Genomic DNA, 17255 nt, shown 5'->3' on the forward strand with positions numbered 1-17255 from the left:
ATGAACATTGACGCCAAACGCCGACAGCTCGCGGCTTTGTTTCGCGAGACGCCGAACGAGGCCCCCCAAAACGGGGCCGGCGCGCAAGCGCGGGAAAACCCAAGCGAACCCATGGCCATGGTGGGTTTGGCGGGACGTTATCCCGGCGCGGCCGACCTCGATCAGTTTTGGCGCAACCTGATTGAAAACCGCAACAGCTTGCGGGACATCGGCAACGACCGCTACGACGCCGCCGCGGTCGCGGGTGACCCCAAAACCGAGGTCGGCAAAACCGATATCCGCCACTTCGGTTTGCTCGACGACATCTACCGCTTCGACGCGCGTTTTTTCGGGATTTCCAACCGCGAGGCCGAGGTCATGGATCCCCACATGCGGCTGTTGTTGGAAACCGTGTGGTCCTGCATCGAAAACGCGGGCTACCGGCCGCGCTGGGTCAACGCCAAAACCGGCGTGTTTGTTTCCTTCTACAACCACGAATACGGCGATTTGCTGCGGGAACTGGAGGTTGAGAAGGCGAGCGAGATCTACCTGGGTACCGGCACGGTCGGGGCGTTGTTCGCCAACCGCATTTCCTACATTCTTGGCTTAAACGGCCCGAGCGAGGTCTACGATACCGCCTGTTCCACCGTGCTGGTGGCGCTGCACCGCGCCGTGCAAGCGATTCGTTCCGGCGACTGCGAACAGGCGATTATCGGCGGGGTCAGCCTGCTGCTCACGCCCGCGCGCGTGATCGACTTGTCCAAGCTGGGCATTCTCAATCGGAGCAACCGCTGCAATCCCTTTTCTTATCCCGCCAACGGGGAAAACATCGGCGAGGGCGTCGGTGCGTTGATGATCAAACCGCTTTCCGCCGCCTTGGCCGCGGGCGATTACATCTACGCCCTGGTCGCGGGTAGCGACGTCAACCACCACGGCAACCGCTCCGGGCACCTGACCATGCCCGCCGCGCGCGCCTTGAGCGAACTGCTGGACACCACCTGGTCGCGGCTCGACCTGCAGCCCGGCCAATTGGCCTACATCGAGGGACACGGTGCCGGCAGCGAGGCCGACGTCGTCGAACTGCACGCCTGTCAGGACAGCTTGAAACACCGTTTGCAACCCGGCGACACCGTTCCGATTGGTTCGGTGAAGGCCAACATCGGTTTTGGCGAGGGTTCCGGCGGCATGGCCCAACTGACCAAATGCGCCTTGGCGCTCCACCACGGCACGGTACCCGCCACCCTGCATTTTGAACGGACCGATCCGGTTTTTGATCAGCAAACATCCCACCTTGAGGTGCTCTCGGAAAACCGCGCCTTGAGCGAGGCTCCTACATTATATATAAGCATGCTGGCCTACGGGCTGGGCGGCACCAACGCCCATGTGGCCCTCGCCCGCCCGCCGCGCACCGCGTTGATCCGGGCGACCGGCGGCGCGCCTTTTACCATGCTGCTGAGCGCGGGCAATGACGCGACCCTGCGCGCCGCGGTGCAACGCTTGCGTGACCATATGGCGGAGGCCTCCCACCAAAATCGCTACGCGGCGTTGCTCGGCGACGAAAACAGCATCCTGCACGCCCTTTCACAAACCCTTGCCGCGCGGGAACGAAACCAAAAGACGCGGGTCGCCTTCGCGGTTCGTACGATGGGCGAGTTCCTGGCCTGCTGCGATTCTTTTCTGGCGGGCGAGCCGCTCGCGTCGGTCGAAGGCGATGCGGCGACCTGGTTGGAAGGTGGGGAGGCCCGGCTTCCCACGGCGCCGTTCCAAACCCTGCCGCTGCCGCCGATTCCCTTCATGGGACCGGTGCAACGCTTGAAACGAAAAAATGCACCGGTTACGCCGCCGGCCGCAACCATCGAGGATCGTTTTGAAATCACGCGCGAGGGCGATACCGCCACCGTGGCCGTGACCCTGTACCAGGACGATTATTTCATCGCGCAACACCGGGTCGACGACACCCCGATCCTGCCAGGGGCGGCCGTGCTCGCGTTGCTGACCCGCATCAACCGCGTGGTGTTTGGTCAAACCACCTGTTCGCTGCACAACCTGGCCTGGCTGCGCCCCTTCGCGCTGGAGGAACCCCGTGCGGTGCTGGTGTTTGCCTTTGACGCGGACGGCCGTTTCCGGGTAACCCGTCGCGGAGAAACCACCTTGTTCTGCAAAGGACGGCTGGCGCGGGAACGCAGCCCACAAGGCATCGATGTTCCGGCCCAGATTCACGGCAAACCCGGCGGACCCGTCCACATCTCGGGCGAGGCTTTTTGGCGACGCGCCAATGATCCAGCCACGCGCCAACAACACGGCCCCGATTTCCGCCGCACCCAAGCGCTATACCGTGTCAGCGAGCTGATGATCAACCGCCTCGCCCCCCAGGATCGCCAGGTACCCCATTTGGCCGAGGTTCCCTTTCTCGACAGCGCGCTGCTTGGTTGCGTCGGTTTCGCCATGAACGACCAGGCCGCACCCGCGATTCCTTTCTCGATTGACAGCTTCCACCATTTGCGCGAAATCGACCCGAACAAAGCGCTGTTCCTTGCCGTGCGCGAACGCCCCGGCCGCCTGAACCGCTACGACCTTTCGTTGGAAGACGGGGAAGGCACCCTGTTCGCCGTCTTCGAGGGCCTGTTTGTCAAAACCTTTGAGAGCTTGGCGACGTCCCCGCAACCATCCGCACCCGCCCCGGAGCCCGTTATGCCACCTGCCGCCAACGCCCCCAATTTAGGTTCCGCGCTCATCGCCGAACTGCGCCGCGCGATTGCCGCTTTCCTGAAATGCGACCTAACCGAGGTGCCGCTGGACGAAAGCCTGGAACCGCTGGGTCTGGACTCCCTCGCCGTCAATGAACTGACCGACCAATTTAGTCGACGATTGAAGATCGACATGCCGCCCACCACCATGTTCGAGTACACCAACATTAACGAGGTGGCGGCCTTTCTGGTCGACGAATTCCCCGAGGCTCTGGCCGCCGCGGGTTTGGTCAAACCCACACCTGAACCGAAGAAGGCACCAACGCCCGGTACCGCCACCGCGCCGGTCCGTCAAAAAAGCCAGGCAAAAGCGGCCCCCGGCGACGTGGCCGTCGTCGGCATGGGTGGTTCCTTCCCCGGCGCCGCCGGATTCCACGATTTCTGGCAAAAAATCCTCGCCGGCAAAGATCTGATCGGCGAATATCCCGAACCTCGCCGATCCTCCGTGTACGCGACCTATGCCCGTGAGGTCGGCGACCTGGGCGGGTTGTACGGCGGTTTCATCAACAACGCCGACCGCTTCGACGCCGATTTCTTCCAATACGGTCGTGAAGAAGTGATGGCGATGGACCCGCAGCAACGCCTGTTCCTGGAGGCGACCTGGTCCATGTTCGAGGACGCCGGTTACGATCCCCTCGGTTTTGCCGAGCAGAACATCGGCGTCTACGTCGGTGCCTTGGGCAACGATTACCGCGCGTTCCTGGAAGATTGCGCATACCCCATTTCCATGGTCCACGAGGGGACCGGCGCCTCGCTGGCGGGCATCGCCAACCGCACCTCGTATTTCTATAACCTCAACGGCCCCAGTCAAATCGTCGACACCGCCTGTTGCAGTTCGCTCTATGCGGTCGACATGGCCGCCAAGGCGATTCAGGACGGGCGCTGTAGCGCGGCCGTCGCCGGCGGCGTCAGTTTCATTTGCACCGCGACCGGTTACCACATGTACAACGCCATGGATTACCTCTCCAAAGATTGGCGCTGCAAAACCTTCTCCGACGAGGGCGACGGCTGGGCCAAAGGCGAAATGGTGGCGGCGGTCTACCTCAAACCCTACGCCGACGCCCTGCGCGACGGCGATTCGGTGTACGGCGTGATCCGCGGCGGCGGCACCAACCACGGTGGTCGCGCCTTTTTCTACACCCAACCCAACAACAGCAAACACGTGGCCCTGATCAAACAGGTCTACCGCGAGGCCGACATCGACCCGCGCGATCTGGCCTACATCGAAGCCCACGGCTCGGGCACCAAAATGGGCGACGCCCTGGAATACAACGGCATGGCCCGCGCGCTCAAGGAACTGACCCGCGAGGCCGGACTTGATCCCCTTGAAAAACACTGTGGCGTGGGTTCGATTAAATCCAACATCGGCCACACCGAGGCCGCCGCGGGCATTGCCGGTTTGCTGAAGGCGTTGATGGTCCTGCACCACAAGGAAATCCCCGCCTCGCTGCACATCAACCGCGTCAACGAGAACCTCAACCGTCGCGGCCCACTGTACTTGAACCGCGAACGGCGGGATTTGCCGCCCGCTCGGGTTCCGGGCCAAGCGCGCTACGCGGGCGTGCATTCCTTTAACTTCTCCGGCGCCACGGTTCACGTCCTGTTGTCGGAGCACCTGGAAACCCGCGATCTCAACCGGGCTTTACCGCTAACCCGTTACCCGGTTTGCCTCTCCGCGCGCACCCCGGCCGCGTTGATGCAACGCTGTCGCGAACTGGCCGATTTCTTGGCCGACCGGCCCGACTTCGACACCTGTTTTGACCGGGTGGTCGCCACGCTCAACCGCTCCCGTTCCGGTTTGTCGGTACGGCTCGGCTTGGAAGTAAGCTCGCGCGCGGATTTGGTCGCGCAACTGCGCGCCTTACCCGCGCAACCGGTTGACGGCGCGGGCCTACGTTACGGACGGGCCCCCAAAAAGGCGGCGCGCGTCCAACCGCCCGCCTTGGGTGACGACACCATCGCCGAACTCATTGACCAATGGCTGCACAATCCCCGTTTCGACTGGGGCGCGATCCTCGATCCCTTCGGCCTGGTCAAGGTACCGCTGCCGACCTACCCCTTTGAACACGAGGTCTCCTACTTCCCCGGCGGCGACGGCACCCAACCGGGTCGCAAAGCGGCGCCGCAAGCCACCTTCACCGAGGCGCCCGCCTCGGTAACGCCCGCGGCCCTCGCCTCGGCCCGAGCGACGTTTGCCCCGGCCCAAGCGACTTTTGCCCCGGTCACGGCCGGCGCGGATTCAGCCGAGCCGGCAGGGACCGACAGCGACCTGGACCAGGGCTTGCGCCGCATCTTCGCCGAACTGCTGGCGGTCCCGATCACGGAGATCGATTTGGAAACCGGCGTCAGTGAATTCGGCTTTGATTCGCTGAAAATCGTCGCTTTGTCGGATGCAATCAACGCGCGTTTCGGGCTCAAAACCCATCCCCCCGATATGTTTGATTTCGCCACCCCGGCCGAACTCGCCGCCTTCATCCGCGCGAAAGCCGACCCGCGCGCACTTGCGGCGCAAACCATGACCCCGCCACCCGTCCTCAAAGACGTCCCACCCTTCAAAGCGTTCCAAGCGACCAAACCGGTCACGGGTTCAGAACCCACACCCGCCGGCACAGCGCGCCCGGCGCAAACCGAAACACCACGCGAACCCGCACCCACCGGCGCCGCGCGCCCGGCGCAGACCGAAACGTCGCGTGGCACGGTTCCCGTGGCGATCATCGGCCGCGCCGGTCGTCTGCCAGGCGCCGCGGATTTGAGCGCGTTCTGGCACAACTTGACGACCGGCCGCGACGGCATCGTGGAAATTCCCGCCGACCGCTGGGACTGGCGCGCCATTTACGGCGATCCCCAAAAAGAAGACAACAAAACGGACGTGCGCTGGGGCGGTTTTATCGACGGCGTCGCCGACTTCGACCCGCTATTTTTCGGCATTTCGCCGCGCGAAGCCGAATTAATGGACCCGCAACAACGGCTGTTAATGACCTACGTTTGGCTGGCGATGGAAGACGCGGGTTACAGCAGCGCAACCCTGGCCGGCAGCAAAACCGGCATCTTCGCCGGCACGGCCGACAGCGGTTACTACAACCTGATCATGGCCGGCGACACCGCCATCGAGGGTTTTGGCGCCACCGGCTCGATTCCCTCCCTCGGTCCCAACCGCATGAGCTGGTTCCTCGACATCCACGGCCCGAGCGAACCCATTGAAACCTCTTGTTCCTCCTCACTGGTGGCGATCCACCGCGCCGCGACCGCCATTGCCGCCGGCGATTGTGACGCGGCCGTGGCCGGCGGGATCAACACCATCCTCACCCCGGAGCACCACATCGGTTTCAGCCGCGCGGGTATGTTGAGCAAAGACGGCCGTTGCAAAACTTTCTCGGATCAAGCGGACGGCTACAGCCGCGGCGAAGGCGTCGGCATGGTGTTCCTCAAACCCCTGGCCGCGGCCGAGGCGGACGGCGACACCATTTACGCGGTGATCCGCGGCAGCGCCGAAAACCACGGCGGTCGCGCGAGTTCCCTCACCGCGCCCAACCCCAAGGCCCAGGCCGACCTGCTCGTCGACGCCTACCGCCGCGCCGGGGTGGATCCGCGCACGGTGACCTACCTGGAAACCCACGGCACCGGCACCAAATTGGGTGATCCCATTGAAATCAAAGGTTTGAAAAAAGCCTTTGCCACGCTGTACCGCGACGGCGGTTCCGCCACCCAGTCCGAACCCCACTGTGGTTTGGGCGCGGTCAAAACCCACATCGGCCACCTGGAAATGGCGGCCGGCATCGCCGGGCTACTCAAGGTGCTGCTGCAAATGGAGCACGGCACCCTGGTCGGCGACCTCCACCGCGACAGGGTGAACCCCTACATTGATTTGGACAGCAGCCCCTTCTACCTGCTCGACCAGAACCGCGCCTGGACCCGTTTGAAAAACGCTGACGGGCGGGAGATCCCGCGCCGCGCCGGGGTGAGTTCCTTCGGGTTCGGCGGGGTCAACGCCCACCTGGTGCTGGAAGAGTACCGCACGCCGCTGCCGGAAACGCGAGTAGCTAAAGTGCAAAAGCCGGCAGAAAAACACCACTACCTACTCATTTCTGCCAAAAAAGAACGGGCCTTACGTGGCCAAGCCGCCAACCTCGCGGCCTTCTTGCGCGGCCAGGGTAATGGTTTGGATTTGGGCGATGTGGCGTACACACTGCAAACCGGCCGCGACGCCATGATCGAACGCCTCGCCCTGATCGCCGAAACGCCCGAAGATGCCGCGGCCCAACTGGAGAACTGGCTCGCGGGCGAAACCGAGCTGTACCGCGGCCGCGCCGGCAAAGATCCCGCCCTTGACGACCTCCGCGACGCCTTGCCCACCTGGCTCGCACAAAAAGACGGGGAACGCCTGCTGCGTTATTGGGTGCGCGGGCTCGATCCCGATTGGTCGGTCCTCCACGCTGGAACCCCACGGCGTCGCGTCAGCCTGCCGCCGCGTGTGTTCGACAGCAAAAAATACTGGGCCGGCCCGGCCGCCGTCAGCGCATCGCCGGCAAGCCCAAGCGATGACAACCTGGTCTGGTTACCAGTTTGGCGCGAACAACCCCAAAAACCCGCCGCCTTGCCGGATGCCGATGAAACGGTGGTCCTGGTTTCCGCGCCCGACCATGGTTTGGCCGACGGCCTGGCACAACGGTTCGGTGATCGCTTGGTACGCCTGCAACCCGGACCGCAAACAACCATCGGCGACGGCAAAATCCGCACCTTCGGGAGCGCGGACCCCAACGGTTTTGCCACCTGTCTTGCCGACCTCGGTCCCATCCAGCGCCTGGTGTTCCTGGCGCCGAACCATGCATCCGATCAGCAGCAACCGCAAGCCGTCCCATTGTTGCGGCTGCTGCGCGCCCTGCGCACCCACAACCCCGGCGCGCTCCACCTGCACGTGGTCACCCAGGACAACCATCCCCTGTACGACCCTGCCGCCGAGCCGGTCGCGGGCGGATTAACCGGCCTGTGCCACGCGGCGGCTCAGGGCGATCACCGCTTGCAACTCCGTCATGTCGATTTGTGCGGGGAGGAATTAACCGACACCAAGCGACACGCGGCCTTGATCGCGGCGATCCTGACCGAACCGCCCTGTGATCGCGGCGCGGTCACCCGTCTTCAGGACGGCGCGCGTTTCCGCCAACGCTTCGTGTCCTTTGACCTGCCCGCGCTATCCGGCCTACGCCGCGGCGGCGCGTACCTGATCGCCGGTGGCGCCGGCACCGTGGGAAGCGCGGTCACCCGTTGGCTGCATCGCGAGGTGGACGCGCGGGTGATTTGGTTCGGCCGCCGTCCCGCCGACGATCCCGAACTGCGGCGTCACATGGCCGGCTTCGACGGGCGCCTGTCCTACCACCAGGCCGACGTCACCGATCCGGCCGCGCTCCAAACCGCGCTCGATGCCGTCCGCTCCGATGTGCCCGTCCTGCACGGCGCGGTGTTTTCCAGCATTGTGTTCGATCACAACAACCCGGTCGCCACCACCACCGAGGCCGACTTCCGCCGCATTCTCGAGGTTAAAACCCAAGGTACGATCAACTTTTACCAAGCCCTGCGCGGGCATCAGCTCGATTTCCTGTGTTTCTTTTCCTCCGCGCAAAACTTTGCCTTCTCCGGCGCCGCCCATCTCTCGGCCTACGCCGCCGGCATCACCTTCGCCGACACCTATGTCGCCTCACTTCAGGGCAAAGCCCCCTTCCCCGTCGGCTGCATCAACTGGGGTTTCTGGCAGGCCGAAGCGGATCATGGCGCCTCTGGTGTTTCCGACGGAAGCACTGGATCCGGCGGATTTGGAAGTAGCGCCGGCGCGCTGACGCACGGCGAAGGCGCCGCCACCTTCGCCCACTTCACCCACTTGTTGCAACAGGGCACCACTTGGCGAATCCTGTGCCTGCGCACAACCGAACCAGTGCGGCGGTTGATGGGTGTGCTCGATGAAACGGCCCGCCTCGGCAAAGCGGCCCCGTCCGTGGTACTGCCTCCCACCAAAGCCATCCAGGTCGCCGCCCCGGTTAATGGCGAGGATTTCGAAACCTGGATGGCGGAGAAGCTGCTTCATCAATTGCGCAAGCTGGACATCCTAAAACCCAACCAACCAGCGGCCGCGGCCGAAACCCTGCGCCAACGCGCCGGCATTCGCGACGAACACCGGCGCTGGTGGCGGGAGAGCCTGTTGTTCCTCAAACACCACGGCCTGATTCAGGTGGTTGACGGTCAGATCACGGCACCCAACGCGGCAGACACAGCCGCGCACCAAGCGGAGCACACCCCATTCCCCGCGCGGTTGCACGCCCAAGCAGCATTGGCGGGCGAATGCCTGGAGGCGTTGCCAGACGTATTGACCGGCGCCGTTCCCGCCACCGATGTGCTGTTCCCCAAGGGGTCGCCGGCCAAGGTCGAAGCGATTTACGCGGCGGATGCGCTCTCCAAAACCATCAACCGCTTGCTCGCGGACCAGGTCGCGACCTACCTGGACCAACGCCTGCAAACCGAACCGCGGGCCCGCTTCAACCTCATCGAAATCGGCGCGGGCACGGGCGGCACCACGGCGGCGATCCTGCCAAAACTGCAACCTTTTGCCGCCCACATCGACGAATACCGCTACACCGACCTGTCCCAAGCCTTTCTGATGCACGCGGACACCCACTTCACCCCGGATTACCCCTTTGTCAAAGGCGGCATCCTCAACATCGAACAACCACCCGAACAACAAGGTTTCCAAGCCGGCGGCTACGATATCGTCATTGCGGCCAACGTGCTCCACGCCACCCGCGCCATGCGCACCACCCTTGCCCACGTCAAAGCCTTGCTCCGTCCCAACGGGATGCTGTTCCTCAATGAAATCAGCGGCCATTCCCTGTTCGCCCATCTTACCTTTGGTCTGTTGGAAGGTTGGTGGCGCTACCAAGACACAAACCTGCGCATTCCCGGCAGTCCGGGACTCGCCCCCAAATCCTGGCTACGCGTACTTCATGAGTCTGGATTTAATGGTGTTAGCTTTCCGGGCGAGGTTCTCCATGACCGTGGCCTGCAGGTGGTGGTCGCCCGGAGCAACGGCCTGTTTCAAACCCACCCCGAAACCCCGCCGGCGGCCGAAACGAGGGTGACCGCCAAAACCCAGGTGCCTTCAACGACCAAAGCCGCGCACACCCGAGCCGCGCGACCCGCGTGCAAACAGACCGGAACCGGCGCCAACGCGAAGCAAGCCCAGGGGGCCGCGGCGGCCCTGATCCGCGACAGCCTCGCGGAAACCATGAAACTGGAACCTGCCGAAATCGAGGGCGACATCGCTTTTTCCGAGTACGGGGTCGACTCAATCCTCGGCGTGGGTTTTGTCAACCGCATCGCGGAAACGCTCGACATCCAGCTCAACACGGCGATCCTGTTCGACTACGCCAACACCGATACGCTCGCCGCTCATTTGGCCGAACAACACGCGGACCGTTTCGCGCCCACGGCACCCAGCGAACCGACACCTCCCCAAACACCTGAAACCCTAAGCATTGAAGGTCCGCTCACCGTCGCACGCCCCGCGCGCCAAGCCTCTCCAATTCCGGCCGAGGAGGAAATCGCCGTAATCGGCATGTCGGGCCAATGCCCAGGTGCCCGCGATCTCGATACCTTTTGGCACAACTTGGTAAACGGCGTCGCCAGTGGCGACTCTGTCGGCTTTGCCGGCAATCCGGCGGACGGCACCCACCACGACGGGTTGTTGGAAGACCGCGCCTGCTTTGACCCGGTCTTTTTCCGTATCGCACCGCGCGAGGCGGAATCCATGAACCCCCACCAACGCCTGGTGATGCAGGAAGGCTGGAAATGCCTGGAAAATGCGGGTTACAACCCCAAAAGCCTGGCCGGATCCCAGGTCGGCTTGTTCATCGGCGCCGAACCCAGCGCCTACTTCCACGAAACCTTTACCGGTTCCTCCGACTCGCTCGCCGCCTCGCGCCTCGCCTACTTCCTCAACCTGCACGGTCCGGCGCTGGTGGTCAACACGGGCTGTTCTTCCGGCGCCTCGGCAATTCACCTCGCTTGTGAGAGCCTGCGCTCCGGCGCATGCGAGATGGCCTTGGCCGGCGGCGTGTTTGCCGTGTTGGACCGGCGCCTGCTCGCCACCCTCGACGCGCTCGGCATGCTCTCGCCCAGCGGCCGTTGCCACACTTTCGACGCCGCGGCGGACGGCACGGTGTTTTCCGAGGGCGTGGCCCTGGTCGCCCTCAAACGACTGGCGGACGCGGTTGCCGACAGCGATCCGATCCACGGCGTGATTACGGCCTCGGCGATGAACCAGGACGGCGCCGGCAACGGGCTCACCGCCCCGTCGGGTCCGGCCCAGGAACGCCTGATCGCCGACCTGTACCAGCGCAACGGCATCGATCCAGAAACCATCAGTTACGTGGAAGCCCACGGCACGGGCACCCGCCTGGGCGATCCGGTCGAGGCCAACGCCCTGGTGCGCGCCTTCCGCCGTTTTACCGACAAACAAGGTTTCTGCACGGTGGGCAGCGCCAAGGCCCACATCGGCCACACTTCCGCCGCGGCGGGTGCGCTCGGCCTGGTCAAAATTCTGCTCTCCATGAAACACCGCCTGTTGCCGGGGATGGCGGGTTTTAAGGAGCTGAATCCGTTGATTGATTTCGCGGGCAGCGCCTTTAAGGTCCAAAGCGAAACCACCCCTTGGCACGGCGCGCGCCTGACCGCGGCCATGAATTCCTTCGGGCACAGCGGCACCAACGTCCACCTGGTCGTTCGGGAAGCCGATCCGGTCCCCCGCGCGGTCGTTTCGGAAAAACCCCATTTAATCGTGGTTTCGGCGATGGACGCCGCGCGCCTGCGCGAAACCGCCGCCACATTGCGGGACGCCCTGCACGACGGTCTCAGCCTCGGCGATGTGGCCTACACGCTCCAGACCGGCCGCACCGCCATGAACCAACGACTGGCCATGGTGGTGCCCGACATCGCCACCCTAAAAACCCGATTAACCGCCTTTTGCCGCGGCGAGCGACCACCCGCGACCTGGTTCGGCCGCGCCGAAGCCGGCGCCGATGCCGTACCGGTAAGCGGCGACCTGGATCGCTTGGCCGCCGCCTGGGTTGCGGGTGGTGAGATTGCTTGGCAAGACCTGCACGGGGAAGAGCCGAGCCCACGCCGCATCCATTTGCCAGGCTATGCTTTTGCACGGGAACGGTACTGGCGGCCGGAGGAACAAGAAGCTTCGGTTCACCATAATCCCCGTGCCGTAGTCCAAACCGTTGAACCGCAACATCCCCCTGAGGAACAAGACGCGCCGGTTCACCAAAATTCCCTTTCCGTGGTCCAGTACTTTGAACCGCAATGGCGCCCGCAACCTGCCGTGCCGGAAGCCAACACGCCGGCGTTTACCCGTCGCATGCTGTTGTTGTGCGAAACCGACGGCGGTAACCGCCACCAGATCGAGGGCGCGGTTCGCTTGGAAGTCGGCGGCCAAGATCTCGCCGCCGATTACGAGGGTTTGGTGGGCCAAGTCTTCGACCAGGTTCGCGACGCCCTAACCCAACCCGGTCAAGGTGCCACCTTAATGCAGGTGCTACTGGTGAGTGACAACCCCGAGCATCCGTTCCTGGGCTTGACCGGCCTGTTGCAAACGGCCCAATTGGAACAACCGGAACTGTACGCGCAAATCATCTTAACGACGGCCGCGGATTTAGCGCGCCATGGCGAAAACGCGCGCCGCCCCTGGGACACCCTGGTTCGCTACGTCGCGGGACGCCGCGAGGTACTCCAGCCGGCGCCGGTATCAACCCATACCGAAACCACGCCCGACACCTGGCGGGAAGACGGGGTCTACCTAATCAGCGGCGGTCGCGGCGGCATCGGCACCCTGCTGGCCCGTGAGATCAGCGCACGGGCGCCGCGGGCACGCGTGATCCTGGCCGGCCGCTCGCCGGCACCGCAAGGGGCGCAAGCGACCTGGACCCACAGAACACTGGACGTCGGCGACCGCGCGGCGGTCCAAAGCCTAATCGCACAAATCATCGCGGAACACGGTCGCCTCGACGCGGTGTTCCACGGGGCCGGCATCCTGCGCGACGCGCTGATTCGCAACAAAAACCGCGCCGACGCGGCGGTGCTCGCCGCCAAGGTTCGCGGCACCCTCAACCTGGATCAGGCCACCGCGGCCCACGGCAGCAAACTGGTGTTGCTTTCCTCCACCGCCGCGGTGGTCGGCAACCCCGGTCAAAGCGATTACGCCGCCGCCAATGGGTTTATGGACCACTACGCCGCGTGGCGCGCCGCCGCGGGCCGACGCATCCTTTCGCTGAACCTGCCCTACCTGCGCGAGGGCGGCATGCGGCTGGACAACACCGCGCTGGAAGCACTGCGCGCATTCACCGGCCTGGTTCCCCTCGAAACCCCCGACGCCCTGGCCGCACTGGGCGGTGCCTTGCAGCGTCAAACACCGCGCCTGCTCCTGCTCCACGGCGATCCCGCCCGATTCGCGCGCGATTACCTCACCGATCAACGCCAATCCCGGAACACCAAGGATCGCGCCGAAACCGAAACCGGAACCGAAACCGAACCCGCCGCGCTGCAGGCGGCCACGTTGGCCAGGCTAACCCAATTGTTCGCCGAGGTGACCCGCCTCGACACGGACCGCATCAACGCCCGCGAACCCTTGGAACACTACGGCATCGATTCGCTCGTGATCACTTGGCTGAACCAAGCCCTGGAAAAAGCCGTGGGTCCGGTTTCCAGAACCCTGTTTTACGAACACGGTACCCTGGACGCGCTAGCCACCCATTTGGCAAGCAAGCACCCGGCCGCCTGCGCGGCCTGGACCGGTGCCACCGCCGACATCCCGGCCGATGGGCCGCCCCCCGTCGCCAACAAGAACCCAACTTCCCCATCGCGCGTCCACAACGACCGCGGCCAAGCGATTGCCGTCATCGGCTTGAGCGGCCGGTATCCAGGCAGCGAGGATTTGGACGGTTTTTGGCAAACCCTGCTCAAAGCGGAACCGGTGATCAGCACCATCCCCGGCGACCGCTGGAACGCCGACGAGCATTTTTGTGCCGACCCCGGCCGCGCCGGCGCGCTCAAAAAAAGTTACAGCCGCTGGGGCGCCTTCCTCGACGATCCCTACGCCTTCGATCCCCTCTTTTTCAACCTGGCCCCGCGCGAGGCGGCGAGCATCGATCCCCAGGAACGGCTGTTCCTGCAAGCGGCTTGGCACGCGATGGAGGACGCGGGTTACGCCCCGTCCAAGCTCACGGAGGAACAACGCCGCGCCACCGGCGTCTTCGCGGGCATCACCAAGCAAGGGTTCCAACTCTACTACGACCAGGACCCCGACGCCCTGCCGCTCACCTCCTTTGCCTCCCTCGCCAACCGCGTTTCCTACGCGCTGAACCTCAAAGGACCGAGCCTTCCCGTCGATACCATGTGTTCCTCCGGGCTGGTCGCGGTCCATGAAGCCTGCGCATACCTGCGCGGCGGACGCGGCCGACTGGCCCTCGCCGGCGGCGTGAACCTCTACCTGCATCCCGCCAACTACGCCGCACTCTCCGCCGGCATGATCATCGCCGATTCGGCCCACTGCCCCGCCTTTGAGAACGGCGGCCGCGGCTTCGTTCCCGGCGAAGGGGTTGGCGCGCTGGTGCTCAAACCGCTCGACGAGGCCCGTCGCGACGGCGACCCGATCTACGCGGTCATTCGCGGCAGCGCGGTCAACCACGGCGGCCGTACCCGCGGCTACACCGTGCCCAATCCCAACCAACAGGCCGAGGTCATCCGCGCCGCGCTCGACGCGGCGGGCGTGGATCCCCGTTCGATCAGCTTCATCGAATCGGCCGCCAACGGCTCGCAAATGGGCGACGCCCTCGAAATGAGCGCCCTCACGCGGGTCTTCGGCAACCGCTCGGGCACCGCGGGCGCTTACCGCATCGGCAGCCTGAAACCGGTGATCGGCCACGGCGAAGCAGTTTCGGGCATCGCCCAACTCACCCGCACCATCCTGGCCCTGCAACACCGGGTGCTGCCGCCGACCCCGCCGCGCGGCGAGCGCAACCCCGACATCAATTTTGAGGACCTGCCCTTCCAACTTCACGACACACCGGCCCCGTGGGAAGCGGTCCTGGTCGACGGCGAAACAATGCCCTTGCGCGCCGGGGTGACCAGCATCGGCGCCGGCGGCGTCAACGCCCACCTCGTCGTCGAGGCGGCACCGCAAGCGGCCGACCCCCAAACCGTCTCGCCCGCGCCGGCCGTGTTCTTGCTCAGCGCGCATCGCCGCGGACGCCTGGAAACCTATGTCGATCTCTGGTTGCGGTTTCTGGAAAAGGACGCGGGCGATTTCGACGCCTTGCTGTACAGCCTGCAAAGCGGCCGCGAACCCATGGCCCATCGCCTCGCCGTGGTTTGCCCGGACCGCGCCGGCCTGATCAACCGCCTGCGCGCTTGGCGACGCGGCGAAACGGTCGCCGATTGCTTCGAAGGCCACCTCGAAACCACGGTCCCCACCGGCAGCGAAACCGCCCGCGATCCCTACGCCCTGGCCCGTGCCTGGGTCGCCGGCAAAAGCGCGAACTGGTCCCTTCCCGGCAAACCTCGCCGCGCCGGCCTCCCTCCTTATCCTTTTGCCGCCCAATCGATCCGCCTCAACGGCAACCCTGGAGAAAACATGGTTCACGAAAACAAAGCCGCCGAATTTTACAGCCACGGCACCGAGGGTACCGACGGCACCTTCCGCGAGGAATACCTCACTTTTGCGCCCTTCCCCGCCAAAGTACCGGGCTTTTCCATGACGCGCACCTGGCTGAACCCCGAGGCCCATCCCGAGCATTTCCAACTGTTAAAACAAAAACAGATCGAACTGCGCCAGGTTTTGTTTTACCGCGAGGACTTCGGCGCCGTGCGACGCGTGCTTGATTTCGGCTGCGGCCACGGCACCGACGTAATCCAACTGGCCGCCGCCCATCCTCACCTGGAAACCCACGGCTACACCATCACCCGCGCCCAGGCCGAGTTGGGCAACCGCCGCATCAACCACATGAACCTGGGCGACCGCGCCCGCATCTACCACCGCAACAGCGCGGTCGACGCCTTCCCGGCCCGCTACGAGCTGGCTATCGGTATTGAGGTCAGCTTCCACATCCGCGACAAACAGGCCCTGTTCCGCAACCTCACGTCCGCCTTAACCGAGAGCGGGCACATCCTGCTAATGGACTTCATCGCCAACCTGCGCGGCCCGATTGTCGACGCCAAGGTGGAAATCAGCATTCCCACCCAAAAGCAGTGGCTCCAACTGCTTGGCGATCACCATCTGGTCATCGATTCGCTGGTGGATGTCTCGCCCGAAATCGCCAACTACCTGCACGATCCCGGCTTTGAGGCCAACTTGGCCGGGTACGCCCCGGTCGTGGTCGATACCTTCCGCAACCACGTCAACCAATCCACGGCCCTGGAAAAAGGGTGGATCAGCTACAACCTAATCCGCCTGCGCAAGGACACGGGGATGGCGGCGGAAGAACGGGACCGCATCAACCGCGAAAAAATCGCGCGGCAAACGCCCTACGCCGAGGCCCTTGCCGACATGCTACGCCGCAATCCCCAAGCCTATCCGGCGCGGCCGAACGCATCAACCACGGCGGTTGGTGCGCCCGCCGCCACCATAGAAAACGAGGTGGTCGGGATCTTCGCCCGCATCCTCGGCATCCCGGCAACCGAGATCCGCGAAATCGGGAACTTCCACCAAATGGGCCTGAACTCGGTGAACGCGGTCGAACTGCTGGAAGCCCTGAATACCCGCTACGATCTCGCGTTACCCACCAGCCTGGTGTTTGACTGTCCCAGCATCAAAGCGCTGACCAAGCACCTCGCGCCCCTGGTCCCCGCGCAAAAGGTCGCGACGCCGCGGTCGAACCAGCCCCGCACCCCCATCGTCGCAGCAGACCGCGAAGCAGGCCGCGAAGCAACGCCGCCACCCACACCCCACCGCGACCAACACGACCCCATCGCGATTGTCGGCATGGCCTGCCGCAGCGCGGGCGCGGACAACAGCGAGGCTTTCTGGGAACTGATCCGCGACGGCCGCGATTGCGTCGGCGCCGTCACCAACCCGGCCTGGCAACAGTTCTTCCGCGATCAGGGCGCGGGCGATTTCCCCTTCCATTACGGCGCCATCGACCATCCCAACCACTTCGATTCGTTGTTTTTCCGCATCTCGCCCAAGGAGGCGGCGGCGATGGACTGCACCCAGCGCATTTTGTTAGAGGAGAGTTACCACGCGCTGGAAAACGCGGCCGAAAACCCCGCGGCCCTCGCGGGCAAAAAGGTCGGCGTTTACATCGGCACCTGCGGCGAAAGCGCCCCGGTCCACGAGGATTTTAGCCATTTCGCCATGCTCGGCACGGACGACAGCATTTTGGCCGCGCGCCTCTCCTTTTTCCTCGATCTCAAGGGCCCGGCGCTGGCGATCAACACCGCCTGTTCCTCCTCACTCACCGCCATCGACCTCGCGTATAAGGCGTTGCG

At 64.5% G+C, this 17255-nt stretch carries 1 protein-coding gene (running past one end of the window); it reads left to right on the plus strand.

The window, feature by feature from the left end:
- Nucleotides 1-17255, plus strand: partial view of an SDR family NAD(P)-dependent oxidoreductase gene (locus J3U88_RS12650; RefSeq protein ID WP_207859131.1) — the 5' portion only. 7258 nt of this gene lie beyond the right edge of the window; only the first 17255 of its 24513 coding nucleotides appear in the window; the start codon lies at nucleotides 1-3; its stop codon lies off the right edge, out of view.

It is taken from the genome of Acanthopleuribacter pedis, assembly GCF_017377855.1.
Lineage (GTDB): Bacteria > Acidobacteriota > Holophagae > Acanthopleuribacterales > Acanthopleuribacteraceae > Acanthopleuribacter > Acanthopleuribacter pedis.